At 69.8% G+C, this 26,214-nt stretch carries 25 protein-coding genes; 13 read left to right on the top strand and 12 right to left on the bottom strand.

Annotated features, from left to right (window positions below; genetic code table 11):
• Window positions 1–19 precede the first annotated feature (19 nt).
• The gene (locus AB4120_RS15390; protein ID WP_441642547.1) at window positions 20–1,444 is read right to left on the bottom strand and encodes an aldehyde dehydrogenase family protein; all 1,425 of its coding nucleotides are present in this window, start codon (window positions 1,442–1,444) and stop codon (window positions 20–22) included.
• A 133-nt stretch (window positions 1,445–1,577) separates the two neighbouring features.
• On the opposite strand from AB4120_RS15390, the gene AB4120_RS15385 reads away from it, so the two are divergent.
• Window positions 1,578–2,477, top strand: a complete 900-nt coding sequence (locus AB4120_RS15385; RefSeq protein WP_149138402.1) for a LysR family transcriptional regulator — start codon at window positions 1,578–1,580, stop codon at window positions 2,475–2,477.
• Window positions 2,478–2,588: 111 nt separating this feature from the next.
• On the top strand, window positions 2,589–3,767 hold the full coding sequence (locus AB4120_RS15380) for a GGDEF domain-containing protein (RefSeq protein ID WP_149138401.1): 1,179 nt from the start codon (window positions 2,589–2,591) through the stop codon (window positions 3,765–3,767).
• Window positions 3,768–3,817: 50 nt separating this feature from the next.
• Here AB4120_RS15380 and AB4120_RS15375 read toward each other — a convergent pair whose 3' ends face one another.
• From AB4120_RS15375 to AB4120_RS15365, 3 genes are all read right to left on the bottom strand, one after another.
• Window positions 3,818–4,747 (bottom strand): hypothetical protein, encoded by a 930-nt coding sequence (locus AB4120_RS15375; protein WP_149139334.1) that lies wholly within the window; start codon window positions 4,745–4,747, stop codon window positions 3,818–3,820.
• A 205-nt stretch (window positions 4,748–4,952) separates the two neighbouring features.
• On the bottom strand, window positions 4,953–5,360 hold the full coding sequence (locus AB4120_RS15370) for a VOC family protein (protein WP_187645292.1): 408 nt from the start codon (window positions 5,358–5,360) through the stop codon (window positions 4,953–4,955).
• A gap of 195 nt (window positions 5,361–5,555) precedes the next feature.
• Complete coding sequence (locus AB4120_RS15365) at window positions 5,556–6,167, bottom strand: TetR/AcrR family transcriptional regulator (RefSeq protein ID WP_441642546.1); 612 nt, start codon at window positions 6,165–6,167, stop codon at window positions 5,556–5,558.
• Between the two features lie 151 nt (window positions 6,168–6,318).
• Here AB4120_RS15365 and AB4120_RS15360 point away from each other — a divergent pair, with 151 nt between their 5' ends.
• From AB4120_RS15360 to AB4120_RS15320, 9 genes are all read left to right on the top strand, one after another.
• Window positions 6,319–6,930, top strand: a complete 612-nt coding sequence (locus AB4120_RS15360; protein WP_262389878.1) for a cytochrome P460 family protein — start codon at window positions 6,319–6,321, stop codon at window positions 6,928–6,930.
• A gap of 154 nt (window positions 6,931–7,084) precedes the next feature.
• On the top strand, window positions 7,085–8,743 hold the full coding sequence (gene mdcA, locus AB4120_RS15355; RefSeq protein WP_149138399.1) for a malonate decarboxylase subunit alpha: 1,659 nt from the start codon (window positions 7,085–7,087) through the stop codon (window positions 8,741–8,743).
• The gene (locus AB4120_RS15350; RefSeq protein WP_441642545.1) at window positions 8,743–9,636 is read left to right on the top strand and encodes a triphosphoribosyl-dephospho-CoA synthase; all 894 of its coding nucleotides are present in this window, start codon (window positions 8,743–8,745) and stop codon (window positions 9,634–9,636) included. Before mdcA ends, AB4120_RS15350 begins: the two co-directional genes overlap by 1 nt.
• Window positions 9,636–9,947 carry a malonate decarboxylase subunit delta gene (locus AB4120_RS15345; protein ID WP_149139331.1) on the top strand — a complete coding sequence of 104 codons (312 nt, stop codon included), beginning with the start codon at window positions 9,636–9,638 and terminating at the stop codon, window positions 9,945–9,947. The genes AB4120_RS15350 and AB4120_RS15345 overlap by 1 nt, the downstream gene beginning before the upstream one ends.
• Window positions 9,944–10,798, top strand: a complete 855-nt coding sequence (locus tag AB4120_RS15340) for a biotin-independent malonate decarboxylase subunit beta (protein WP_149138397.1) — start codon at window positions 9,944–9,946, stop codon at window positions 10,796–10,798. Before AB4120_RS15345 ends, AB4120_RS15340 begins: the two co-directional genes overlap by 4 nt.
• Window positions 10,795–11,628 (top strand): biotin-independent malonate decarboxylase subunit gamma, encoded by an 834-nt coding sequence (gene mdcE, locus AB4120_RS15335; RefSeq protein WP_149138396.1) that lies wholly within the window; start codon window positions 10,795–10,797, stop codon window positions 11,626–11,628. The genes AB4120_RS15340 and mdcE overlap by 4 nt, the downstream gene beginning before the upstream one ends.
• A gap of 4 nt (window positions 11,629–11,632) precedes the next feature.
• Window positions 11,633–12,331 (top strand): malonate decarboxylase holo-ACP synthase, encoded by a 699-nt coding sequence (locus AB4120_RS15330; RefSeq protein WP_441642544.1) that lies wholly within the window; start codon window positions 11,633–11,635, stop codon window positions 12,329–12,331.
• Window positions 12,328–13,254, top strand: a complete 927-nt coding sequence (gene mdcH, locus AB4120_RS15325; protein WP_149138395.1) for a malonate decarboxylase subunit epsilon — start codon at window positions 12,328–12,330, stop codon at window positions 13,252–13,254. Before AB4120_RS15330 ends, mdcH begins: the two co-directional genes overlap by 4 nt.
• A gap of 169 nt (window positions 13,255–13,423) precedes the next feature.
• Window positions 13,424–14,395, top strand: coding sequence for a GGDEF domain-containing protein (locus AB4120_RS15320; protein WP_149138394.1), 972 nt, complete (start codon window positions 13,424–13,426; stop codon window positions 14,393–14,395).
• A gap of 21 nt (window positions 14,396–14,416) precedes the next feature.
• Here the strand turns inward: AB4120_RS15320 and AB4120_RS15315 are convergent, their stop codons facing one another.
• From AB4120_RS15315 to AB4120_RS15280, 8 genes are all read right to left on the bottom strand, one after another.
• Window positions 14,417–15,865: an HDOD domain-containing protein gene (locus AB4120_RS15315; protein ID WP_262389876.1), complete on the bottom strand. Its 1,449-nt coding sequence runs from the start codon at window positions 15,863–15,865 to the stop codon at window positions 14,417–14,419.
• Window positions 15,862–17,652, bottom strand: a complete 1,791-nt coding sequence (locus AB4120_RS15310; RefSeq protein WP_149138393.1) for a putative bifunctional diguanylate cyclase/phosphodiesterase — start codon at window positions 17,650–17,652, stop codon at window positions 15,862–15,864. Before AB4120_RS15310 ends, AB4120_RS15315 begins: the two co-directional genes overlap by 4 nt.
• Window positions 17,653–18,067: 415 nt before the next feature.
• Window positions 18,068–18,706, bottom strand: coding sequence for a Vgb family protein (locus tag AB4120_RS15305; protein WP_149138392.1), 639 nt, complete (start codon window positions 18,704–18,706; stop codon window positions 18,068–18,070).
• A gap of 37 nt (window positions 18,707–18,743) precedes the next feature.
• Window positions 18,744–20,000, bottom strand: coding sequence for a helix-turn-helix domain-containing protein (locus AB4120_RS15300; RefSeq protein WP_149138391.1), 1,257 nt, complete (start codon window positions 19,998–20,000; stop codon window positions 18,744–18,746).
• Window positions 20,001–20,080: 80 nt separating this feature from the next.
• Window positions 20,081–20,401, bottom strand: a complete 321-nt coding sequence (locus AB4120_RS15295) for a hypothetical protein (RefSeq protein ID WP_149138390.1) — start codon at window positions 20,399–20,401, stop codon at window positions 20,081–20,083.
• 236 nt (window positions 20,402–20,637) lie between these two features.
• The gene (locus AB4120_RS15290) at window positions 20,638–21,684 is read right to left on the bottom strand and encodes a GGDEF domain-containing protein (protein WP_441642543.1); all 1,047 of its coding nucleotides are present in this window, start codon (window positions 21,682–21,684) and stop codon (window positions 20,638–20,640) included.
• 96 nt (window positions 21,685–21,780) lie between these two features.
• Entirely contained in the window at window positions 21,781–22,617 is an 837-nt protein-coding gene (locus tag AB4120_RS15285; protein ID WP_149138389.1) for an ABC transporter substrate-binding protein, read from the bottom strand.
• Window positions 22,617–23,489, bottom strand: a complete 873-nt coding sequence (locus tag AB4120_RS15280) for a metal-dependent hydrolase (RefSeq protein WP_149138388.1) — start codon at window positions 23,487–23,489, stop codon at window positions 22,617–22,619. The genes AB4120_RS15285 and AB4120_RS15280 overlap by 1 nt, the downstream gene beginning before the upstream one ends.
• 306 nt (window positions 23,490–23,795) lie before the next feature.
• Between AB4120_RS15280 and AB4120_RS15275 the strand changes: the two genes are divergently transcribed.
• The gene (locus AB4120_RS15275; RefSeq protein WP_149138387.1) at window positions 23,796–24,770 is read left to right on the top strand and encodes a Bug family tripartite tricarboxylate transporter substrate binding protein; all 975 of its coding nucleotides are present in this window, start codon (window positions 23,796–23,798) and stop codon (window positions 24,768–24,770) included.
• 73 nt (window positions 24,771–24,843) lie between these two features.
• Entirely contained in the window at window positions 24,844–26,214 is a 1,371-nt protein-coding gene (locus AB4120_RS15270; protein ID WP_149138386.1) for an MmgE/PrpD family protein, read from the top strand.

Below are 26,214 nucleotides of genomic sequence, written 5' to 3'. Positions count from 1 at the left end.
GCCCTGATAGCGCCCCCGACTACGCCGGCACGTTCAACACTGCCTTGGTCTCCAGGAACGCTTCCAGCCCATAGACACCGTACTCGCGGCCGATGCCCGACTGCTTCAGGCCGCCAAACGGCGCCGCCGGGTCGTGGGCGAGCGTGTTGACGAGGACCCGCCCGGCCTCGATGCGCGACGCCACCGCGTGCGCCCGCCGCACATCGGCGGACAGCACATACGCCTGCAAGCCGTAGCGGGTGTCGTTGGCGATGGCGATGGCCTCCTCCTCGTCCCGGTAGGTAATGATCGACAGCACCGGGCCGAAGATCTCCTCCCGGGCGATCGTCATGTCGTTGGTCACATCGCTGAAGACGGTGGGGCGCACGAACCAGCCCGCGTCCAGCCCGTCCGGCCGGCCTTCGCCGCCCACAATCAGCCGCGCGCCTTCATCAATGCCGATGCGGATATAGCGCTGCACGCGCTCCCACTGCTTCTGGCTGACCATCGGGCCGACCGTGGTCTGCGGATCGCGCGGATCGCCGGCCTGCGTACGCGCCACGATGTCGCGCACGCGCGCCTCGAACTCGGCGAGCCGGTGTTGCGGCACTAGAATCCGCGTGCCGGCGATGCACGCCTGCCCGCTGTTCATGAACCCGGCGTCCAGGGCCAGCGGCACAGCTTCGTCGAAATCCGCATCGTCGAGCACGACCACGGGCGACTTGCCACCCAGCTCCAGCGTCACGCGCTTCAGCGTGTCCGCCGCCACGCGCAGGATGGTCTTGCCGACCGCCGTGGAGCCCGTGAACGACACCTTGTTCACATCGGGGTGCGTGGTGATTTCGGTGCCGACCACATCGCCGCGCCCGGTGACGATATTGAACACGCCCGGCGGCACGTCCGCCGCGTGCAGTGCTTCGGTGACGATGCGGGTCTGCATCGCGCTCATCTCGCTCGGCTTGATCACGGCGGTGCAGCCGGCGGCGACGGCGGCGGCCAGCTTCCCGCAGATAAAGCCCGCGTCGCTGTTCCAGGGCGTGATCAGCCCGGCCACGCCCATCGGCTGCATCACCACCTCGGCGCCGCCCACGCGGCGCTTGAACGTGTAAGCCTCAAGCACATTGGCCGCGTCGATCAGCACGTTGCTCGCGTGCCGGGCCATCCAGCGGCCCCGGGACACCGGCGCGCCATATTCCTCGGTGATCGCCTCGTACAGTTCGTCCTCCTTCGCCAGCACGGCGGCGTGCATGCGTTTGAGCAGCTCCACGCGCGCGCGCTGGCTGGTGCGGGAGAAGGCCGGGAACGCCCGTCTGGCGGCCGCGATGGCGTCCCGGGCGTCCTGCGCGTCGGCCAGGCGCACCTGCCCAATCACCTGTTCGGTGGCCGGGTTGAACAGGTCGAACATCTCGTCGCCGTGGGGGGTGACGAAGGCGCCGTCGATGTAAATCTTGTCGATGATCTGCATGGTGGGTCTCCGGGGTAGCGGAAAGTCATCTTAAGCAAAGCGCGAAAAACGCGGGCTGAAGCACAAGATAGCCCTGCGCCATTGTGTTGACTAGCCGTACAATCCGGGATGTGATGATGAAGGAATCGGGATAATGAAATCCTCGGGCCTTGGTGAACTGGAGGCGGTGCTGGCCGTGGCGCGGCACCGCAACTTCCGGGCGGCAGCGGCGGAGCTGGGCGTCTCCACGTCCGCGCTCAGCCACGCGGTGGCGGCGCTGGAGTCGCGCATCGGCGTGCGGCTGTTCCATCGCACCACGCGCAGCGTGTCACTGACGGAGGCTGGCGCGCAGTTCGTCGACAGCATTGCCCCGGCGCTTTCCACGATCCGGGGCGCGATCGAGCAGGCGGGGAGCCTGCGGGACACCGTGTCGGGCCCGTTGCGCATCAACACCTCGGCGGGCGCCGCGCGGCAGGTGATGCCGCTGTTCATCGCCTTCCTGCAGCGCTACCCGGCCATGACGCTCGATATCGTCACCGAGGGGCGGTTGATCGATATCGTCGCCGACGGCTTCGATGCCGGCATCCGGCTGGCCGAAACCCTGCCGCAGGACATGATTGCCGTGCCCTTCGGCGATACCCAGCGCTTCGCCGTGGTCGGCAGCCCGGACTACTTCGCCAGGCACAAGCGGCCGCGCACACCGGCCGACCTCCACGCGCACGCCTGCATCCGCACGCGCATGCCGAGCGGGGCGATCTACCAGTGGGAATTCGCGCGGCACGGCGAGGCGGTGCGGATCGATGTGCGTGGCGCGCTGACGCTCGACGAGCCCGGACTGGCCCAGCAGGCGGCCCGCGCCGGACTGGGGCTGGCCTACCTGAGCGAGTGGAACGTGGCCGCCGACCTGCAGGCCGGCACGCTGGTCCGCGTGCTGGAGGGCTGGACCCCGCCGCTCGATGGCCTGTGCCTGTACTACCCGGGCCGCCGCCACGTGCCGGCCGGCCTGCGCGCGCTGATCGACCTGATCCGCGAACACGCGGACGCGCAGCGCTGAGGGACGCATCAGCCACGCATCAGCCACGCATCAGCCACCGCCCGCAGCCGGCTTTCCCACGTAGAATTTGGCTGCCGGCGCGATGTGCCGGCGCAACGTCTTGACATTTGGATGTACGTCGACCTCCTCACCCTTTATCTCCTCGCCATCGGGACGCTTCTGGCCAGTGCCGGCATGACGTTCTGGGAGCATCGGACCAATCCCCGCCGCAGCCGGACGCTGCGGATTCTCGCGGCTGGCTTCACGACGCTCGCCATCGGCTGCGCGCTGGTGCTGGTCCGGCGCAGCGTGCCAGGGGCGATTGGCTCCGCCGTCAGCAATCTCGTCATCCTCACTGGCTACCTGCTGGTCCTCGACGGTATCGCCTCGCTGAGCGGGCGGCAGTATCGCGCGGCGTCGGTGGGGATACTGCTCGTGGACGCGCTGGTGTGGGTCGGCTGGGGCGCGCAACACCTGGACGCCATGTGGAACCACGTCAGCGCCCTGCCGATCGCGCTGATCAGCGCCATGACGGCGCGCGAGATGCTGCGTTGCGAAGCGATGAAGGCGCTCCGTTCGCGCCACATCATCGTGGTGGTGACGGGCCTCCATGCCGTGGTCTATGTCGCGCGGGCCCTGATCCTGCCGTGGCTGGTGACCATGCACGGGCCGGCGATGCAGGCCGCCGCCAGCAAGCTCACGGTCTACGAAGGGGTGCTGTACTCAGTCCTCCTGCCGATGGCGCTGCTGAAGTTGATCCGCGACGAGACCCACGGCCAACTCGTGCAGGAAGCCCAGACCGACTATCTGACCCGGCTGGGCAACCGCCGGTGGTTCTTCGAGCAGGGCGCCCGCCTCCTCGGCGGCGAAGGGAGCCGGCCGGTGGCCGTGCTGGCGTTCGACCTCGACCGCTTCAAGGCCGTCAACGACGTGTACGGTCACCAGACCGGCGACCAGGTGCTGAAGTCGTTCGCGGAAATCGCGCGGAGCGTGGTGGGGCCGCACGCGCTGCTCGCGCGCATCGGCGGCGAGGAGTTCGCCGCCCTGCTGACCGGCGACGACGCGCGCCGCGCCCAGGCGCTGGGCGAGGCCGTGGCCACGCGCTTCGCCGGCACCATCCCGCACCGGACCCACGGTATCGGCGTCGGCATTCCGGCCACGGTCAGCATCGGCCTGGCCCGCTTCGAGACCGAGGTGCCGCCGCTGGCCGACGCGCTGGCCGCCGCCGACCAGGCGCTGTACCGCGCCAAATCGCTCGGCGGCAACCGGCTCGAAGTAGCGCGGACCGCCGCGAGCTCCCCCGTACTCTAAACCCGGCCCCTGGAAGCCTGGAAGCCTGGAAGCCTGGAAGCCTGGAAAGCCTAGAAGCTCGCCGCCAGCCCGAACGACAGGCCGTGCACGTTGTTCCCAAAGACGTAGCGCACCACCGCCCGGATACGGGTGACGAACACCTCGTGCGCGCTGGTGTCGAGTTCCAGCCCGGTGCCCAGCGTGGTCAGGTGGTCGAAGCCCAGCGCGCCGGCCTGATTGCCGAAGTAGTGCGAGTGGGACAGTTCCAGCACGTAGCGCACCGGCCGGTCCAGCGCGCGCAGGCCGGTGGGCGCGCGCCAGCGGGCGTAGAGGCTGGCGGTCTGGGCGGCGGCGGAGGCATCCATGCCACCCGTGGTGCCAAAGCTGCGCAGGTAGATGTTGGTGTAGCGCAGTTCCACGTCCACATCGCGCTCGTTGCGGTGGCTTTCCCAGTCCAGCATGACGGACCCGCCCAGCCCGTAGGCGTTCATCGCGCCATTGTCCAGAAAGGCAATCTCCTGGTCCGTGGCATTTTCCACGGCGAACTTGGCGACGGAGAGGTCGCTGGCCACCCGGCCGAGCGAGGCATTGAAGATCGGCCGGAACACCAGTTCCTTGCTGTCGATGAGCGGGAAATCCCAGCCCACGCCCACCGTGCCCGCGAACGTATTCCACTTGGTCGGCAGCTTGCGGGTCTCCTGGCCGTTGGAGGCCACGAAGGTCGGGTCGTAGCGGTTGTAGGCGATCGACCCCTCCAGATAGAGCGGGAACGACTGGCTCAAGGTGAAACCGCCGCCCAGCTGCCAGAGCGTCAGGGCGGGGTTGTCGGTGCTGGTGTTGCTGATGGAGAGCGAACTGGAGGCGAGGTCAGGTACCACGGCGAACGACATCAGCGTGAGTACCGCATTGGCCTGCTTCTGGACGTTGGCGCCCACGATGCCGAACGCGGGGCCGGTCTGGGCATGGGTGAGCGGCGGGGCGAGCCCCATCGCCACCAGCATCGCCACCACCAACAACACACTTCGCGCGGGGTTCAGGATGCCGTGGGCGCGCATCGCTTACCTCTTCCTGGCCGGATTCGAGAACGCGGTCATGATCGCCGCAATGCCTGGCCGGCGGAAGTAAATATTCTCGTGCGGTGATTAAGAAAATTCAGTGCTTGATGTGGCGCAGACGGCGCGTTGCACGTCCGTTGACGCCTGCGTGTCAGTCGTCGAAGGTGCCCCGAAATTCGGGCGCCGCGTCCGCGCGGGTGTTCAGCTCGAACATCACGCCGCCGGGCGCGCGGCAGAAGAAGCGGGAACCCCGCCCATTGTTGAAGACTTCGGTCTCCATCTGCACGCCATCGGCCAGGAAGCGCGCGTACAGCGCCTGGACGGCGTCAAGGCTGGGTAACTCGAAGCCCGCGTGGAAGGACCGGGGCCAGTCGGGCGCCTCGCCGCTGGCATGGTCGATCACCACGTCGAAGCCGGGACGCTTGAGGATGTAGGACTTGTCCCATTCGCCAGCGATGGTGAAGCCCAGATAGCGCGCGAAGAAGGTGGCGGTGGCCAGGGTGTCCGCCGAGGGAAAGCTCAGGTGGTTGAGCTTCATGGTTTGGATCAGGTCAGTCATGGTCGGTCTCTCTTACCGTGGCGGCCGGCCCCATGCCGGGCCCGCCCGATGACCGTCAGATTACGGTTGCGCCCCCCGTCCGCCAACTCGCGTTCCCGCCGCGAACCGGCCGCCCGCCAACCCCGCGTCGCCACGGGATTTGCGCGGCGGGCGGCCACCGCGCGGGCCGCGCTTGCTCACATTTGCCGCCGGGAATCAGCCCGCGCCGACCTTCGCGAGATAGCCGAACACGGCGGCGCGCAGCCGCCGGGTCAGGTCGTCGATGTCCGTCTCGCCGCGCTCGCCGGCCGCATCGACCATGCCGCGGATGATGGCCACCAGATCGGCCGCCGCCAGCTCGGGGCGTTCCAGCCGGGGCTTGGCCCGCCGCACGGCGGTGGCGAACAGCGCTTCCGTCTCCGGCTTGGCCACCTCGTCGCGCAGGGCGGGGCGGCCTTCCTCGATATCGAGCAGCCGCGCCAGCATGGGCCGCTGCAACTGCTGCCGGACGGAGGCGTCGAGCATGGCGTCGAGCGCCGCCTTGCCGCTGCGCAGCTGGAGGGCCGTCGCCGTGTCGTCATGAAAGCGCCGGGTTTCGCGATGGATCAGCGCCACCGTGAGCGCGTCCTTGCCCGGGAAGTACTGGTAGAGCGAGCCGATGCTGACGCCGGCCCGCTCGGCCACGGCGTTGGTGTTGACGCCCTCGAACCCGGCGCTCTCCAGCACCTGGGCCGCTGCCTCGACGATGGCGGCCACGGTTTCCTCGGAGCGGGGCTGGCGCGGCGTCTTGCGTGGCCGCAGGCGTTGGGGTGGGGAGCGTTCGCGCATGGGCAACGATGGATGTCGATGGAGATCGATGGACAGGCACGCATTCTAAATGCCCGCTCCGCAACGTTCATTCCGGACAAATCCGACCGCCCGATCAAAGCCGCGCGGCGGATTGACGTGACGATGGCGCCTGCACACCGGAGGACAAACCATGAAAATAATCGTAGGGATGGCACTCGCCGTGACGGCCTTGGCTGGCGCGGGCGTTGGGTTGGCACAGACGGCGACGGAAGCCGCCGGGAAAGACAGCATGCAGGCGGCCAGGCCGGTCGCCCAGGGGGCCAAGGAGGCCACGCAGGACCTCGGCAAGGTGGCCGTGCCGGACAAGATCCCGCCCGGCTACCGCGCGTGGACCCTGATCTCGGTCGGCCGCGAGGAAGGCGCCACCGATGACCTGCGCGCCATCCTCGGCAACGAGGCCGCCGTGATGGCCCTGCGCAGCGGCAAGTACCCGCTGCCCGACGGCGCCATCATTGCCCGGCTCGCCTGGAGCTACGACGCGCTGGCGGAAAGCGCGGCAGCCTTCGGCAAGCCCCAGTCCCACGTGGCCGGGCACCCGAAGAACGGCCTCCAGTTCATGGTCCGGGATTCGACCAAGTACGCCGCCACCGGTGGCTGGGGCTACGTGCAGTTCGATGACGGCAAGCCCTCGGGCGCCGCCAAGCAGCAGGCCTGCTTCGCCTGCCACACCGTCGTGAAGAACCGCGACTACGTGTTCAACCGCTTCGCCCCCGATCCGCCTAACGGCATAGCGGGCAACTAGCCGAGCCGAGCCCGAGCCTAGCCCGAGCAGAGCGAAGTGGCGCATTCATCATTTCTCTCACCGTAACGATCCGCCGCCGGGTGTCATTGTTCGACCAAGGCACCCGGCGTATCGTGGCCCACATCGACAGTCATGCCGCATGTCCGGAGCCGCGATGCCAGATTCCCCCGCCCCCCGTCAGTGGGACACCCGCCGCGCTGAAAAGCGCCGCCGCCAGGGCCTTGGCGCCCGGCTGGCCGATGGCAAGGTGGTTGCCACCGACAACATCGTCCCGTTCCTCGAAGCCGTGACCGCCCCGGGCGACCGCGTGGTGCTCGAGGGCAACAACCAGAAGCAGGCGGACTTCCTGTCCCGCGCGCTGGCCGAGGTAGACCCGGCCACCGTGCACGACCTGCACATGATCATTCCGAGCGTGAGCCGCGTCGAACATCTGGACCTGTTCGAGCGCGGCATCGCGCGCAAGCTCGACTTCGCCTTTGCCGGCACGCAGAGCGTGCGGATCTCGCAGTTCCTTGAGGACGGGCTGCTCGAAGTCGGCGCCATCCATACCTATATCGAGCTGTACGCCCGGCTGTATGTGGATCTTACGCCACAAATTGTGCTGATCGCCGGCTACAAGGCCGACCGCGCCGGCAACCTCTACACCGGCGCCAGCACCGAGGACACGCCCGCGCTGGTGGAGGCCGCCGCGTTCCGCGACGGCATCGTGATCGCCCAGGTCAACGAGATCGTGGACGACCCGGCCGACCTGCCGCGCGTGGACATCCCCGGCTCGTGGATCGACTACGTGGTGCAGGCCGACAAGCCGTTCTTCTGCGAGCCGCTGTTCACGCGCGACCCGCGCCTGATCAAGCCGGTGCACGTGCTGATGGCGATGATGGCCATCCGCGGCATCTACGAGCGGCACAAGGTGCAGTCGCTGAACCACGGCATCGGCTTCAACACGGCCGCCATCGAACTGATCCTGCCGACCTACGGCGAATCGCTCGGGCTCAAGGGCAAGATCTGCAAGCACTGGACGCTGAACCCGCACCCCACGCTGATCCCGGCCATCGAGTCGGGCTGGGTCGAAAGCGTGCACAGCTTCGGCAGCGAACTGGGCATGGAGAACTACGTGTCGGCCCGGCCGGACGTGTTCTTCACCGGCGCGGACGGCGCGATGCGCTCCAACCGGGCCTTCTGCCAGCTGGCCGGCCAGTACGCGGTGGACCTGTTCATCGGCTCCACGCTCCAGATCGACGGCGACGGCCATTCCTCGACGGTCACGCGCGGCCGGCTCTCGGGCTTCGGCGGCGCGCCGAACATGGGCCACCAGCCGGGCGGCCGCCGCCACGCCACCCCGGCCTGGCTCGACCTGATCGAGACCGACGACCCGCTCGCGCGGGGCCGCAAGCTGGTGGTGCAGATGGTCGAGACCTTCCAGGCCGGCGGCAAGCCGACCTTCGTGGAGTCCATGGACGCCGTGCAGGTGGCCAAGGACTGCGGCATGCCGCTGGCCCCGGTGATGATTTATGGCGATGACGTGACCCACGTGCTGACCGAGGAAGGCATCGCCTATCTATATAAGGCGACCTCGCTCGAACAGCGCCGCCGGATGATCGCGGCGGTGGCCGGCGTCACGCCGATCGGCATGCGCCACGACCCGGCCACCACGCGCCAGATGCGCAGCGACGGGCTGATCGCGCTGCCGGAAGACCTTGGCGTGCATCGCGCCGATGCCACGCGCTCGCTGCTGGCGGCCAAGAGCATGGCCGATCTGGTCGAGTGGTCGGGCGGGCTGTACGAGCCGCCGGCACGTTTCCGGAGCTGGTAATGGCCGTCCATGTACAGGCACACGCCCATGCGGTAGCGCTCAAGGAAGACCGCGCCGGCGCCATCGGCGCGCTGGCCGAAGCGGTGTTGATCGACGAGGCGATGTTGTCGCCCAAGCCCGGGCTGGTGGATGCGCGCGGCAGCGGCGCGCACCGTGACCTGACGCTGGCGCTGATGGTGGCGTCCGCGCGCAGCCTGCGCGGTGGCTTTGCGGCGATGGCGGCGGCGGGGCGCGAGGCCACTCACATTCATCAACCCCTGCGCGAACAGCTCGGCGCGCTGGGCCGCGCGGCGGAGGCGACCATGCTGCGCGCCACCGGCGGCGTCAACACCCATCGCGGCGCGATCTGGTGCCTGGGCCTGCTGGCCGGCGCCGCCGGGTTGCTGCCGGACGGTGCCGATGCCCACACCGTGGCCGACGCGGCGGGTGCCATCGCCCGGCTGCCAGACCGGCATCGCCCCGCGCACACCGGCAACAAGGGCGAACTGGCGCGCCAGGCTTATCAGGTTGGCGGCGCGCGCGGGCAGGCCGAGGCCGGCTTCCCGCATGTCGTGCAACGGGGTTTGCCGACGCTGCGCGCCAGCCGCACGCGCGGCGATGCGGAGCCCACCGCGCGCGTCAACGCGCTGCTGGCGATCATGGCCGGGCTCGACGATACCTGCGTGCTGGCCCGCGCCGGCCGCGAAGGGCTGGCCACCATGCAGGCCGGCGCCGCCGCCGTGCTGGCGGCGGGCGGCATCGGCACGCTGCCGGGCCGGCGGCTGCTGCATCGGCTCGAAGCCGGCATGCTGGCGCGCAATGCCTCCCCCGGCGGCGCGGCCGACCTGCTCGCCGCCACGTTATTTCTCGATCGCCTGCCCACCGGGCCGGCGCTCCCCCACGGAGACCGATGATGGAACAACTCCAGTTCGAATATCCCGCCGGCGCGCCGGCCCGCCAGCGCGTGCTGGTGGGCGTGGTCGGCTCCGGCGACCTCGAGGTGATGATCGAGCCCGGCGACGCCGGCAAGACCTCGATCCACGTGACCACCTCGGTGGACGGCTATGGCCGCGTCTGGGACGCCCAGCTGACGCGCGTCTTCAGCGCCGAGCCGCGTGCCGCCATGCGCATCCGCATTCACGACTTCGGCGCCACGCCGGGCGTTGTCGGCATGCGGCTGGCCGAGGCGTTCGAGGCGCTGGATGAAGGCAAGGAGGGATCATGAGCCAGCCCGCACTGCTGTCGCGCGAAAGTTTTGTCGAACTGGGCGCCCGCGCGCGCGCCCATGCGCTGCTGGACCCCGGCAGCTTCCGCGAGCTGGCGGGGCCGTTCGACGGGCTGACCTCGTCCTGGCTCGCGCGTCAGGGCGTGGTGCCGCAGGCCGATGACGGGGTGATCGTCGCCAAGGGCACCATCGACGGACATCCCACCGTCGTGCTGGCCATCGAAGGCGCCTTCCAGGGCGGCAGCCTGGGCGAAGTGGGCGGCGCCAAGATCGCCGGCGCGCTGGAGCTGGCCGCGCAGGACAACCGGCAGGGCACCCCCACGCGCGCGGTGATCCTGTTCGAGACCGGCGGCGTGCGGCTGCAGGAGGCCAACCTGGGCCTCGCCGCCATCGCCGAGATCCATGCGGGCATCGTCGATCTGCGCCGCTACCAGCCGGTGATTGGCGTGATTGCGGGGCAGGTGGGGTGTTTCGGCGGGATGTCGATTGCGGCCGGGCTGTGCAGCACGCTGGTGGTCACGCGTGAGGCGCGGCTGGGGCTCAACGGGCCGGCCGTGATCGAGCAGGAGGCTGGCATTGCCGAGTACGACTCGCGCGACCGGCCGCTGATCTGGAGCCTGACTGGCGGCGAGCAGCGCATCGCCACCGGGCTGGCGGACCGCTATGTCGAGGATGACAGCGCGGAGATCCGCGCCACCGTGGCGGCACTCGTCGCCGAGCCGCCCAATCAGCCACCCACCCCGCCGCGCAGTGCCGCGTATGCGTCCTATCTGCAGCGGCTGGCCGGCTATGACCCCGCGCGGCAGGCCGATGCGGCCACCGTGCGCGCCGTGTTTGGAGAACCGTCATGACGACCGCATCGACCAATACGAACCAAGCGAACTCCCGCGGCGCCACCTGGCTCGCCGCACTGAGCCAGGGCGCACCGCGCCTGGCGGACTATCCGGCCTCGGTCCAGGTGGCCGATGGCGAACTGGCGGGCCGGCCCGTGCGCTGGATCGCCGTGGTGCCCGATGGCGCCAGCCCGTTCCCGCGCGCCCGGCAGGGCGAGGTGGGGCTGCGCGAGGGCTGGACGCTCGCGCGCGCCGTGCATGACGCCGTGCAGGCGGACCGCGACGCGCCGGTCAAGCGCGCCATCGTCGCCGTGGTGGACACCCCGAGCCAGGCCTATGGCCGGCGCGAGGAAGCGTTCGGCATCCACCAGTCGCTGGCCAGCGCGGCGGATGCCTATGCCACGGCGCGCCTGCAGGGGCATCCGGTGGTCGCGCTGCTGGTGGGCAAGGCCATGTCGGGCGCCTTCCTCGCGCACGGCTATCAGGCCAACCGCATCGTGGCGCTGGCGGACCCCGGCGTGCAGGTGCATGCGATGGGCAAGGAGGCGGCGGCACGCATCACCATGCGCAGCGTGGAGGACCTCGAAGCCTTCGCGGCCACCGTGCCGCCGATGGCCTACGACATCGACAACTACGCCACGCTGGGCCTGCTGTGGCGGCGCGTGCCGGTCTCCCGGGCCGACGCGCCCGAGGCCGGTGACGTCGCCACGGTGCGCGCGACGCTGGAAGCCGCGCTGGCCGATATCGACGCCGACCCCGAGCGCGACCTGCGCAGCCGGCTGGGCGGCGAGAACCGGCAGGCCTCGGCGCGGGTGCGCGAGGTGCTGGCCCGGCAGTGGCAGGGATGACCCCGTGCCGGACGCCCCGCTCCCCCTCCCCCTCCCCCTCCCGCTCCCCCGCCCACTCCAGCCGCACGACCTGATCTGGCTGCGCGACGCCCCGGCGTTCGCGGCCAGCCAGCCGCTGCCGGCGTGGGTCGATGCCACATGGCTGGCGGTGGCGCCGGTGGTGGTACGGCGCGATCTGCCGTGCGATCTGACGTGCGATCTGACGCGCGATAGCAGCATCCCGGTGGGCCTGCGCGGCCGGCGGCGCGAGGAGCGCCATGGCACGTGGATCGAGGCGTCCCAGTGCGCCCGCGTGATGTCGCCGTTCGCCATCGCCCGGGCGGCGCGCTGGCAGGACCATCCGCGCCGGCTGGCGCTGCCGGCGCTGCGCACGCTGGCGCGGATCGCTCCGCTGCTCGATGCGCGCGGCCTGCCATGGGGGGTGACCGGCGCGGCCGGGTTCACGCTCGCGTCCGGGCTCGATGTGCTCCATCCCGGCAGCGATGTGGACCTGCTGATCGACGCTGCTACGCCGCTGCGTCAGGCGGACGAACAATGGCTTGCGGCGCTGATCGACGACTGCACGGAGGCGCGGCTCGACATCCAGGTCGCCACCCCCCACGGCGGCTTTGCCCTGCTGGAGCGCCTGCGCACTGGTGGGCGGGTGCTGCTGAAGACCGCCACCGGCCCGGTGCGCTGCGCGGACCCGTGGCAGGCGGCATGAGCACGCTGCTGACCTTTCCCGGGCAGGGGGCGCAGCGCCCCGGCATGCTTCACGGCCTGCCCGACCATCGCGCCGTGCACGAGACGCTCGCCCAGACCAGCGACGCGCTGGGCCACGACGTGCTGGCGCTCGACACGGCCGACAGCCTGCAATCCACCGTAGCGGTCCAGCTCTGCCTGCTGGCGGCGGGCGTGGCCACGGCGCGCGCGCTGATGGCGGACGGCGCCCGGCCCGATGCCGTGGCCGGGCTGTCGATCGGCGCCTACGCAGCGGCCGTGGTGGCCGGCGCGCTGGCCTATGACGACGCGGTGCGGCTGGTGGCGCTGCGCGGCCGGCTGATGGCGGACGCCTACCCGGAGGGCTTCGGCATGACCGCCATCCTCGGGCTGGAAGCCCCGGCGCTGGAAGCCATCGTGGCGCGCGTGCGGGCGACCGGCCTGCCGGTCTACGTAGCCAATTTCAACGCGCCGACGCAGTTGGTCATCGCCGGGGCGGACGTGGCGATGGCGCGCGTGGCGGCGCTGGCGCAGGAGGCCGGCGCGCATGGGGCCAGGCGCGTGGCCATCGCCGTGCCGTCCCACTGCCCGTTGCTGGACGATGCTGCCGCGACCCTCGCCCAGGCGTTCGCGCCGGTGACGCTGCGCCGGCCCACGCTGCGGCTGTTCAGCGCCAGCGCCGCGCGCGAGCTGCGCGACCCGGCGCGCATCGCGGCGGACCTCGCCGCCAACATGGCGCTGCCGGTGCGCTGGCACGAGACCCTGCTGCTGGCGCGCGCCTGCGGCGTGCGGCTGGCGGTGGAGATGCCGCCCGGCAACGTGCTGACGCGGCTCGCCGGGGCGGTGCTGCCGGAAGCCGTGGCCTGTGCCGAGACGCGGGCAGACAGCGTGCGCGTGTTGATGGACCGGGCCAGTCAGGGCGATTGAAGGCGCGCCCTGAACACGCATCGATGCGCACCCCGCGCGACCTGGCAAAAAATTGAAACAATCGGTGTGGACGTGGATGACCAGCCTGCAGGCGGCGTAGGATTGGCCGTTAACACTGGCACGATCCGTCGCCGCCGGGGCTTGCCCGGCGTGCGCTCACGAACCGCCCATGCAGCCACCACCGATTCCGCCCGATGAAACCCTGCGTCTCGCCACGCTGAGATCGCTCCACATTCTCGACACGCCGACCGAGGAACGGTTCGACCGCCTGACCCGGCTCGCCAAACGGCTGTTTGACGTGCCGATCGCGCTGGTCAGCCTGGTCGATGCCAACCGGCAGTGGTTCAAGGCCTGCGAGGGACTGGACCTGGCCGAGGCGCCGCGCAACACCTCGTTCTGCGGCCACGCGATTGCCGGCGACGGCATCCTGCTGGTGCCCGACGCCCGCCAGGACCCGCGCTTCCATGACAACCCGATGGTCACCGGCGAGCCGCACATCCGCTTCTACGCCGGCTGCCCGCTGGTGGCGCACAACGGCACCAAGCTGGGCACGCTGTGCCTGATCGACCGCCAGCCGCGCACCTTCGATGACGATGACCGCGCGCTGCTGCACGACCTCGCCCGCATGGCCGAGCAGGAGCTGGCCGCCGTGCACCTGGCCAGCATGGACGAACTGACCGCGCTCTCCAACCGGCGCGGTTTCACGGTGCTGAGCCAGCACGCCATCGAGCTGTGCCGCCGGCTGGAGCGGCCGGCCACGCTGGTGTTCTTCGACATGGATGGCTTCAAGCCGATCAACGACCAGTTCGGCCATGCCGAGGGCGACCGCGCGCTGGCCGCGTTTGGCGCCGCGCTGCGGATGGCGTTCCGGGACTCGGATGTGGTGGGGCGGCTCGGTGGCGACGAATTCGCCGCGCTGCTGACCAATACCGATGCCAACGGCTGCGGCGAGGCGCTGGCGCGCCTGCATCGAAACGTGGACGCATGGAATGCGCAGAACGCGCACAGCTACAGCCTGCGTTTCAGCGTGGGGCTGACCGAGTTCGATCCGTCCCGGCACGCCACGGTGCATGAATTGCTGGCGCAGGCCGATGCCGCCATGTACGCCGACAAGGCCCAGCGCAAGGCCACCCGCCACTGATTTACCGCTGACTCGGGCGGATTACGGCTCCGTGCGCTGCGGGGCCGCGCGCAGCACGCCGGCGGCAATCTCGCGCGTCAGCTCGTCCACGGCATGCAGTTCGGCTTCGCCGAGTTGCCAGGCGCAGCGCGTGGCGCCCCAGTCGCCATAGATCAGCGCGATGCAGCGGTTGCGCATGCGCACCGGCGCCAGCAGGATCGACCTGGCGTCGGGCATGGCGTCGCGGTACCAGCGCGGAATCCGGTGGGCGATGCTCGGGTCGAACGCATCTTCGATCAGCAGCGGCTTGTCGGCCAGCCCGGCGAAGTGGAACACGTCGGGCACGAAGCCTTCCTCGAAGGACAGGGCCGGCAGCTTTTCCCGCATGCCCTCGCCAAAGCCCAGCCGCGCGTGGAAGCGCTTGGTGGCCGGGTTCAGCATCATCAGGAAGCAGCGCGAGAAGTTCATCGCGCGCATGGTGGTTTCCAGCACCATTGGCGCCAGCTGGGATACCGACAGGCCGGCGCCTTCGCGCCGCACCTCGTCCAGCCCCTGGCGCAGCCGCCGCACCATGTCTTTCGGATCGCCGCTGGTGCCGGCGGGCGCTGCCGCCTCGGCCGGGGCCTCGGAGCGGATGATCGAGGTATTGAGCGTATCGGCCTGCCGCACGGCAATCGCCACGTCGCCGGTGGTCAGGCCCAGCATCTTGGCGTGGGCGGTCAGCAGCTCCTGCACCGACTCCTGCGTGCCGTCCCGCACCATGGCGGCGGCGGCCTGGGCCGAGACATGGGCGATGGCGGCGAGCCAGTCGGCATGGGTTTCCAGCACCGTGTCCGTCGACATCAGGCGCGGCTTCATGGCATGGGCGATGATCCCCGGCAGGCGCCACTTGCGCGCGGCGGCCTCGGCGATCTCCTCCATCGAGACGCCCAGCACCTCCTGGCAGGCCTCGTTCTCGGTCATCGGGTGCGCGGCGCACATCGCCTCCACGCGCTCCCATTCGTCCGGGAAGTAGAACACCACCAGCAGTCGGCTCATGTGGTGCATCAGCGTGCAGACGACGGCTTCCTCGCCCTCGTTGATGCCGCGCGCGTGCGACAGCGCCCGGGTGATCTCGCCCGCCACCAGCGCGCGCTGGAGCGCCTTGGTGGCCTGCGGGCGCTGCGGCGCCACGCCGTGGAAGTAGTCGAGCAGCTGGATGCCCAGCGTCAGGTGGCTGATGGCCTCCACGCCGAGCACCAGGATGGCGCGGGACACCGTGGTGACCTCGCCGCCGAACGAGCGGTACATCGCCGAGTTGGCCAGCCGGATCACCTTCTGCGACAGGCTGAAGTCAGACAGCACGCTGGTGGCCATCTCGCCCACGGTGAGGTCGCCGTTGAGCGTCTGGAAGATGTTGTCGACGCAGTACTGCAGGGTCGGGAAGTCGCCCTGCTGCGCCATGCGGTTCCACAGCGTCTCGAAGAATTGTTCCTTGGACAGCATGGTCATCCGGCCACCTGCAGCGAGAACACCTCGTCGCGCCCCAGCATCAGGCGGCCATCCGCGAGGGCCTGCTCGAAGTCCAGCGGGCTCAGCGCGCGCGCGTAGCGCCAGCCCTGCACGAGGTTGCAGCCCTGCGCGGCCAGCAGCTCGCCCTGCGCGTCGGTCTCCACGCCTTCGGCGATGGCCACCAGGCCCAGCTCGCGCGCCAGCGACAGCACCGCCGAGACGATGGTGCGCGCATGCGGGGAATCGACCATGTCCGCCACGAAGCTGCGGTCCACCTTGAGCGCGGACAGCGGGAAGCGGCGCAGGTAGGAGAGGCTGGAATAGCCGGTGCCGAAGTCGTCCACGGCAAAGCGCAGGCCCAGCGCGCGCAGGGACATCAGCAGGTCCTCGGCGGCCTTGGGGTCGGTCATCAGCGCGCTTTCGGTGATCTCCAGCACCAGGCGGTCGGCGCTGATGCCGGCGTCCTGGATGGCGTTGCGCACGCTCTCGAAGAATCCCGGGTGCAGGAACTGCACGGCGGAGACGTTGACCGACATATGGCCGACCTGGAGCCCCTGGGCGTCCCACGCGGCCAGCTGGGCGCAGGCGCAGCGCAGCGCCCAGGCGCCCAGATGCTTGATCAGGCCGTTCTTCTCGGCCACGGGAATGAAGACGTCGGGCCGGATGAATTCGCCCGCGTGGTCCCAGCGCATCAGCGCCTCCACGGCGCAGACCTCGCCCGTGGCGGGCCAGACGATGGGCTGGTAGTGGAGCAGGAATTCGCCGTTCTGCACCGCCTCGAACATGCTCTGCTCGATGCGGAACTGCTCGTCCAGCCGGCGGTCCAGCTCGGGCGAGTAGACGCAGTAACGGTTCTTGCCGAGCGCCTTGGCCTCGTACATGGCCAGGTCGGCGCGGCGCAGCCAGTGCGACTCCGACTCCGGCTGGACGTTGCCGGATGCGGCCGACGAGAACGCCAGCCCGATGCTGGTGGTGATGCGCACATGGCAGCCGCCGAGCAGGAAGGGCTGGCGGCAGACGTGGATCACGCGTTCGAGAATGCGGATGGCCTCGGCCTCGGACTCCAGGCCATCGAGCATCAGCACGAATTCGTCGCCGCCCAGGCGCGCCACGCTTTGCTGCGAGCGCACGGTGTCCTGCAGGCGGGCGCCGACTTCCTTGAGCAGCGCGTCGCCAAACTCGTGGCCGAGCGAATCGTTGATGTTCTTGAAGCCGTCCAGGTCCATCAGCGCCACGGCGAACGGCACGCGCGCGCTGGCGGCGCCGGCCATGTACTGCTCGATGCGGCGGCGGATGAAGGCCCGGTTGCCAACGCCGGTCAGCGGGTCCAGGAAGGCGCGGGCGTTGAGCTGGCGCTCGTTCTCGACCCAGTCCGTGACGTCGTGGCCAAACAGCAGCAGGCTCGCCGGGGTGTTGGGCTCGCCGGGCTGGTGGGCGATGCGCAGGTCCAGCCAGCCGCCGCCGATGCCGCCGGCAAAGCGCACGCGCTCGCGGCGGGCGGCGCGGTCCCGCGCGCAGGCCTGGAGCAGGGCGGCCACGCTGTCGCGCGATTCCGGGGCGATCACGTCGAGCACCGACGTGCGCAGCAGGTATTCGTGGGGGTAGACGAGCAGGTCAGCCGTGGCTTCGGTGGCCTGGAGGATGCGACCCTGGATATCGACCCGCATGGCCAGCGCGCCGGAAGCTTCCAGCAGCGCCCAGGCCTCGCGCCCGGCAGGGCGGTCGCCGGCAGTCCCGCGTTCCGCGGGCTCCGGCGCCAGGGCAACATCATATGCAAACGAGGTCATGTCTTCCTCAGCCCGGAATCCCCTTGGACGCTGGCCTGATAACTGTTGAATGGGGCGCGATATGTGAAACGTGGCTCAGGCAGGCAGGTCGGAACCAGTCCGGGGCCTTCCCGCACCCGGAACATGACCACTGGCTCTGTTGCATGCCGAACGGATCGACACCGGCGATTCTAATACGAGCCGGCATCAGGCTGAGCGCCGCGCGGAGCAACGAATGCGCGGCGTCGGCGCCGCTACAACAGGCGCGCGGCGCCCGGGCGTGGGCGCCGGTGGGGGGATTGACATCGCAAGGAAAATGGCGCTCTGCCGTCAGAGCGCCCGGCGGGGGTCTTCAGCCGGATTTTCAACCGGCTTTTCAGCCCGTTTTTCAACCGGCTTTTCAGCCCGCTTTTCAGCCTGTTTTTCAGCCTGTTTTTCAGCCCTTCCGGGGCCGCCGTACCGCGCGCAGCTTGCCGCTGGTGCCGCCGCCGCAGAAGAACTGGTCGGTGCCATCGGACTCCAGCCCCGAGACGCCCACGCCGGCCGGCATATCCAGCCGCTCCAGCACCTCGCCCGAGGCCGGATCGACGCGCCGCAGCTCGCTTTCCTCGCTCTCCCAGGTGCCATGCCACAGTTCGCCGTCCACCCAGGTCACGCCCGTGACAAAGCGGTTCGACTCGATGGTGCGCAGGATCCTGCCGGTCTGCGGGTCCACCTGGTGGATCTTGCGCGCCTGCCACTGGCCCACCCACAGCGTGCCTTCGGCCCAGGCCATGCCCGAGTCGTTGCCGTCGCCCGGGGCGGGGATGGTGGCCAGCACCTCCCCGGTCTGCGGGTCGATCTTCTGGATCTGGCGCTCGGCAATCTGGTACAGGTGCTTGCCGTCGAACGCGGTGCCGGCATTGGCGGTCACGTCGAGGGTGCGCAGCGTCTGGCCGGTGGCCGGGTCGAGTGCGTGGAGCGCCTCGCCCGAGGCAAACCAGACGCGTTCGCCGTCGTAGGTGACGCCGTGGACGGCCTCGACGCCGGGGAAGGGGCCGTATTCACGGAGGATTTCAGCGGGCTGTCGTTTCATGGGTGGATTCCCTCGGTGGTTGAAACATGCCTTCATCCTAGTGATTCGGCAGCGGCGTGGGGAGTAACAAGGTCGTCGTGAATCCGGGCACGGGGGTGCTCAGCCAGCGCCGGGCGCGGCCCCGGCCGAACGCCTGCACCTTGCCATCGGCGGCCAGCGCGTCCAGCGCACGCTGGGCGGTGCGCTGGCTGGCGCCCAGCGCCAGGGCGAGGGCGGAACTGGACCACGACTCGCCATCGCCCAGCAAGGCCAGCACGGCGCCGTGCTTTTCCTCGACCGGGCGCGCCAGCACCACCACCGGCTGGGCGGGGGGCGACACCAGCGACACCAGCGACACCGGTGGTACCCGCGGTACCAGCGCGAAGCCGTCCGGCGTGGCCTCCACCCGTGCCAGCGCGCCCAGCATCGCGCGCAGCCGGCCGATCTCCACGCGCAGCCGCGCGCGGTGGGAGCCGTCGATATGGCGGGTGCGAAAGGCGCGGGCGATCAGGGTGTCCCGGGGCACATCGGCCGGCCAGGCCTCGCCAAGGGCCCGCGCCAGCGTCAGCAGCACCGGCCGCCGCGCCAGCGAGATGGCCGTGCCGCCGGCCTGCACGACATGGCGGCAGCCATCGATCACCAGCGCGTTGGAGGCCAGCAGCGCCTCTACCTCGGCGAGCCGCAGCAGCCGGTCCCCGTCCGGCGCGATCTGCCGGGCGGCGGGGGCGTCGAGCAGCCGGACGGCCTGCTCGACCTCGGCCAAGAGCCCGGGAATGGCGGCCTGGTGCGCAGCGCGGCTGGCCCGGGCGAGGGCTTCGCGCGCGGCCTGGGTGCGCAGCCGGCGCAGGGCGATGCCGGCCACGATCAGCTCGTGCGCGGCGCGCGAGGCAGGCGGGAAGGGGGTGGGATCGAGCGTGGCGAGCGCGTCTTCGGCCGCGTCGAGCCGGCCAATCAGCAGGAAATGGCGGACTTCGAGCTGCCGGGCGTGGGCGGCGTTGGCGAGGTCGCCGTGCGCCGCCAGCGTGGCGTGTGCGGCGCCAAGCGCCTTGGCCGGCCAGCCGAGATCACGCGAAACCAGCGCGATCTCGGCCTCGGCCACCACGCAGCGCGCCCGGGCCACGGCCTCTTTCTGGCCAAAGGCGCGGGCGGCGCGGCGTACCAGCAGCCGGGCGCGCGCGAGATCGCCAAGCTGGGCCATGGCAATGCCGCGCAATGCCAGCGCCGGCGCGTCCTCGCGCAGGGCCACGCGGTTCAGCGCGCCGAGCGGGTCACCCGCCGCCAGCGCACGCGCGGCGGCGGTAATCAGTGCGTCCATCCGGCTCCGCCAGGAAATGGGTCATGGACGGCACACTATCACGCAAGTCACGCAAACCGCCGACGCAGGCGGGGGGCAGGTCAGGCCAGCCCGCCGTCCGTGTAGACGTCGAACTGGCGTGACGGCTCGGCGGAGACGCCACGGCGGTCCATGCCCGACAGGAAACGCGAGTTGTCCTGGTCGCGCGAGGGCGGGGTCACGTCGCGGGCACCGTCGCTGTAGACGTCGAAGCGGCCACGGGCGCCGTCGCTGTAGACATCGCGCGCGTCGACGCGGAAGTTGTAGCCGTACTTGTCGCCAGCGAACTGGCTGTCACGCGGGTTGGCGGCCTGGGCAAGCTGGGCGGCAAGGGCGGCTGCGATGGCGACGCCGATAACGAAGGGAAGAAAGCGGTAAGACATGGGTCGAACTCCGATTGGGACAGGGTAGGAAGGGCCAGGAACGCAATCGCGCGTTCCTCCCTTCCTACGCAGGGGCCGTGCCAATCGAAAATCTCGCCCGAATGTGCCGTGGCTGGCGCAAAACCCCCTGTTCGGGGGCCACGCTGGCGGGTGCCGGCCAACAGGTGCGGCGCGGGCCGATGGCAGCGCGCCAACACCTGATCGCTGACCCCGCGGGGGGGTAGATCAGGCCGGGTTCAGCGCGAGTGCGTCCGGAAGCCTTCGCCCTGCATGCCGGCCCGATCCACGGCGGCGATGCGGTTCCGGCCATTGTCCTTGGCGTGATACAACTGCGCGTCCACAAGGTTGATGAAGGCGGTGGGCTCCGCGCCCGGCACGGGCAGGGTGGTGCCCACGCCGAAGCTGGCCGTCACGCGCTGCTCGTAGGGGGAGCGCAGGTGCGGGATGGCCGCGTCGGCGATTCTCGTGCGGCAGCGCTCGGCAATTGCCACGGCTGCGTCCGCGTCGATGCCGGGCAGCACCGCGACGAACTCCTCGCCGCCAAAGCGACCCACGAAATGCTCGGCGCCCACCGCCTCGGCCAGCAGCGCCGCCACTTTGCGCAGGCAGTCATCGCCCTGCAGGTGGCCGTAGTAGTCGTTGTAGGCCTTGAAGAAATCCACATCCATGAGGATCAGCGACAGCGGCTTGCCGGCGTCCTGCAAGGCGGCCCATTCACGTTCGACCACGGTGTCGAACATGCGGCGGTTGCCCACGCCGGTCAGCCCGTCCGTGAACGAGAGCCGCTCCAGCTCCTTCTGCAACTGGGCGAGCTGTTCCTCGGTGCGCTTGCGTTCGCTGATGTCGAACATGAAGCCGATCAGCGACTCCACCTCGCCGTTGGGCTTGCGCACCACATGGACCACGTCCCGCAGCCAGACATAGCCGCCGTCACGGGTGAGCGCGCGGTAGTCGGCCTCGTGGTCGGTGCCCGCCTGCGACTGCGCCACGCAGAAGTTCACCACAGCCTCGCGGTCGTCCGGGTGCATGCGGTCGGCCCAGTCGTTGACGGTCTTCCACGACGACGGCGCCCAGCCGAGCAGCGCCTCGATCTGCGGACCGATATAGGCGAATGCCATGGTCGCCCAGTCGATCTTCCACGGAATGGCCTTGGTGGACTCCAGCAGCGTGCGGTACACGGCGCTGTCGTCCTCGCCGACCATGCGCCCGGCCGGGGCCAGCGACTGTTCGTGGCGCAGGAAGGCGGCCTGGAGCGGGTGTTCGGGATTCTCGGGCTGGGTCATGGGAAGGGAAAAGGGCGGTGGCAGAAGTCGGGGAATTATGTGGGGAATCGACTAAGGCCGATAGCCATAGGGATAGTCATAGCGATAGCCATCGCGTCAGGGCTGCCGCGCGGGCGGCGCCACGCCCGCTCCTTCGATGCGGTGCCGTTGCAGCGCAGCCGCCACGAAACCGCTGGCCTTCATCTCCTCGATAAAGCCGCTCAGCCACGCGCGGGCGGCGGTGCGGCCCCTGGGCACGCCCATGGCCTGCTCGATGACCATGAAGCGGCCCGGCAGCAGCCGCACGCCGCCCACGCGGCGCGCATCGTCCTCCAGCTGCTGCTTCACGCCGGCCGCCACGTCGAGCCGCTCGGCCAGGAACATGTCTGTCACGGCGGGGGAGGTGGGCGCGCGCACCAGCGTGGCCGCCTTGATCTCGCGCGTGAGGAACAGGTCGTAGGCGCTGCCCCGGCCCACCACGATGCGCGTGCCGGGGCGGTCTACCTCCTCGTTACGCTGCAGCGCGGCGTCGTTACGCACGAGGTAGGCGCCTTCGATGATCACGTACGGCGCGGTGTATTCCATGTCCGCCGCGCGCACCGGGTCGATGGCGACGAAGGCCAGATCGACCTGCCGCGCCTTCACCGCCTCCACCACGCTGCCCGCCGACTGGAACGCCACCAGTTCCAGCGGCAGGTTCAGCCGGCGCGCGGCCTCGCGGGCCAGGTCCACGGACACGCCCTGGAGATCGCCGTTTGCCGCCCGGCCCGCCAGGATCGGGTTGCCGAGATTGATGGCGGCGCGCAGCTTGCCGGTGCCGCCCAGTTCCGCGGCGGCGGCGCGTGCATCGGGATTGCCTGTGGCTCCCGGCGCGGCACAGCCGGACAACGCCAACGCGATGGCCACCGCGCCTGCGGTGCCGGCGGTTCCGATCAGGCGTCGCTTCCGGTTCATCAGAAGTCCACCTTCTGGCCCGGTTCCGGCACGATTACCTGCGTACCCGTGACCCCCAGCGCGGCCGTGAACTGGGCCGGCGTGCCGGCCAACTGCGGCGTGGTCAGGTAGTGCATCGGGATCGCGTATTTCGGCTTGATCATGTCGCGCACGGCCACGGCGGCGTCTTTCGGCCCCATCGTGAAGTGCCCGCCAATCGGAATCAGCACGAGGTCCGGCTTGATCATCTCGCCAATCATGCGCATGTCGCCGTACAGGCCGGTATCGCCCATGTGCCAGACCTTGAAGCCGTTTTCCATCTCGATGATGTAGCCGACCGGCTCGCCGCCGTAGTGCACTTCATCCTTGTTCGTGGCCGGGTTCTTCCAGACCAGTTCGGACGAGTGCTCGGCGTGGACGGCGGTGATCTTCGGCCCCTGCGGCCCGAACGGCGCCACCGTGCCGCTCTTGTTGAAGCGTTGTGACAGCGTTGCCGGCACCATGCCCAGCGCAACCAGGGTCTGGCCCATGCCGCCGCCGTTCCAGATGGGCGCGTTGTTGAGCTGCGCCAGCGCCGCGGCGTCGCCGAGGTGGTCGCCGTGGGCGTGGGTGACCAGGATCAGGTCCACCTTGCCGAGCGCGCCCAGCTGCTTGAAGTTGGCCGGCGTCTTGGGGTTCCCGGTCAGCCAGGGGTCAATCATGATGACCTTGCCGCCCGGCGTGGTGATGCGCATGGCGGACTGGCCGAGCCAGAGCACTTCGGTCTTGCCGGCGGCGATCTGCCCCGGCGCGGTGGGTTTGGGCGCGTCGGCCCCAGTACCGGAGAGGGTCGATGCGCAACCGGCGAGTCCCGCCACCACGGCGGCACAGAGGAGCGTGCGGAGTCTTTTCATGGTCGTCCTTGCTTGGATGTGTGACAGCGGTGAATGACGTCTCGAACCCTGCCACCCATGAACCGGGGCGCGGGCTGGCGAGGTGGAGTATTCGCAGGCCGCCGACCTGTGTCAACTCGGGGCGCACCATGACGCCGCCGCATTGATGCATGTCATGCATCAATTGAGAGGAAATTTGCAATTCACAGACGGGCGGCGGGCGTCCATGATGCGTTCAGCCCAGAGCCGGCCCCGCCGGCCATCGGCACCATCCCGAAAAAAAAGCACCCGGGACGCTTCCCGCGGTGCCATGCAAGTGGAGGAGACATGAATGCCACCCGCCGCAGCCTGCTCAAGGCTGGCGCGATGCTGCTCGCCCTGCCCGGCTTTGCCGAGGCGCAAGACCCGTTTCCCAACAAGCCGCTGCGCTACGTGGTGCCGGTCTCGGCCGGCGGCGGCTCGGACCTGATCGGCCGCACCGTGGCGGACCGCTGGGGCCGCGTGCTCGGCCAGTCCATCGTGGTCGAGAACCAGGCCGGCGGAGGCGGGGTGATTGCCTGCCAGATGACCGCCAAGGCCACCCCGGACGGCTACAGCCTGATGCAGGGCTATGTGGCCACGCACGGTACCAATCCCGCCACCCGCAAGGTGCCCTACGACCCGCTCAAGGACTTCACCGCCATCGGCATGATCGGCGGCACGCCCAATGTGCTGGTGGTTGGCGCTGGCGTGCCGGCGGGCACGCTGGCCGAGTTCATCGCTTATGCGAAGAAGTCCGGCGCGGTGGCCTATGGCTCGGCCGGGCCGGGTTCGCTCACGCACCTGTCGATGGAGCTGTTCGCCCAGCAGGTCAACGTGAAGATGACGCATGCGGCGTACCGGGGCATCGCCCCGGCGTTCAACGACCTGATTGGCGGCCAGACGCAGGCCATGTTCCCGGGGCTCTCCGCCGCGCTGCCGCATATCCGCTCGGGCCACGTGAAGCCGCTGGCCGTGACCGGCCATGCGCGCCACCCGCTGCTCAAGGACGTGCCGACGCTGGAGGAAGCCGGCCTCAAGGGCTTCGACGCCCAGCAGTGGTACGGCGTGGTCGGCCCGGCTGGCATGCCTGCCGATGTCGTCGCCAGGCTCAACAGCTCGCTCAACACTGTGCTCAAGAGCCCGGACCTGGCTGACAAGCTGTCCTCGGAGGCGCTCCAGCCCACGCCGATGACGCCCGACCAGTTCCGCCGCTATATCGCGGACGAGGTCAACCGCTGGAGCAAGCTCGCCAAGGAGCGCGGCATCCATCTCGATACCTGACCGGCTCGCTGGCTGCCCGCCCGCCAGCCCCCATTTTCGATCTTTCGATTCACTGAACAAGGACCCCTATCCCATGGCACGCAATACCCATGTCGCCGCCGATCACAACGCCCCGCCGGTCACGCGCATCCTCGGCAAGTTCGTGGCCACGCATCCGTCGCAAGGCTGGAGCCGCGAGGTGGACCACGAAGCCCATCGCACCTTCATGAACTGGCTGGGCTGCGCCGTGGGCGCGGCCGGGCATGAGTCCGCCGTGGCCGCGCTGGCCGCTGTGGCGGAACTCCAGCCGGCGCCGCAGGCTACGGTGCTGGGCCGCCGGGACAAGGTGGACATGGCCAGTGCCGCCCTGGTGAATGGCATTACCTCGCATACGTTCGATTTCGACGATACGCACCTGAAGACCATCATCCACCCGGCCGGCCCGGTGGCGTCCGCGGTGCTGGCGCTGGCCGAGCACACCGGCGCCAGCGGCCGCGCCGTGACCGATGCCGTGGTGCTGGGCATCGACGTGGCCTGCCGCGTGGGCAACGCCATGTATCCGGACCACTACGACCGTGGCTGGCACATCACCGGTTCCACCGGCATGCTGGGCGCGGCGGCAGCCTGCTCGCGCCTGCTCGGCCTGGACGAGGACCGCACGACGATGGCGCTGGGCATCGCCGCTTCCCAGCCGGTGGGCCTGCGCGAGCAGTTCGGCACCATGACCAAGCCGTTCCACCCGGGCGGCGCGGCGCGCGCCGGGCTGATGTCGGCGCTGATGGCGCGGCACGGCTACACCTCGAGCGCCCGCGCGCTGGAGGCACCGCGCGGCTTCATGCAGGTGATTTCGGCTAAGACCGACTGGAACGAGATTACCGACGAGCTGGGCAGCCGCTTCGAGATCTCGTTCAACACTTACAAGCCGTTTGCCTGCGGCATCGTGATCCACCCCAGCATCGATGCCTGCGTGCAGCTGCGCGAGCAGGGCGTGAAGGCCGAGGACGTGGAGCGGATCGAGCTGCGTGTGCACCCGCTGGTGCTGGAGCTGACCGGCAAGAAGGAGCCGAGCGACGGCCTGCTCGCCAAGTTCAGCGTCTACCACGGCTGCGCGGCGGGCCTGATCTTCGGCCGCGCCGGCGAGGAAGAGTTTTCGGACCACATCGTCACCCGCGAGGACGTGGTGGCGCTGCGCCGCAAGGTGGTGGCGACGGCCGACGCGAACGTCGACGAGGCGGCTTCCATCGTCAAGGCCGTGCTCAAGAACGGCCGTGAGATCGCGGTGACGGTGGAGCACGCCATCGGCTCGCTGCAACGCCCGATGACCGATGCCAACCTGAACGCCAAGTTTCACGCGCTGGCGGACCCGGTGCTCGGCGCGGCGCAGGTGGGCAAGCTGATCGATGCCTGCTGGAAGCTGGGCGATACGGCCAACGTCGGCACCATCACCGCGCTGGCGCGTCCGTAA

The sequence above is a fragment of the Cupriavidus sp. 2KB_3 genome (assembly GCF_052115685.1).
Taxonomy (GTDB): domain Bacteria; phylum Pseudomonadota; class Gammaproteobacteria; order Burkholderiales; family Burkholderiaceae; genus Cupriavidus; species Cupriavidus campinensis.
Note: the sequence above shows the minus strand (reverse complement) of the source record. Positions and strands in the feature narration are given on the sequence as shown.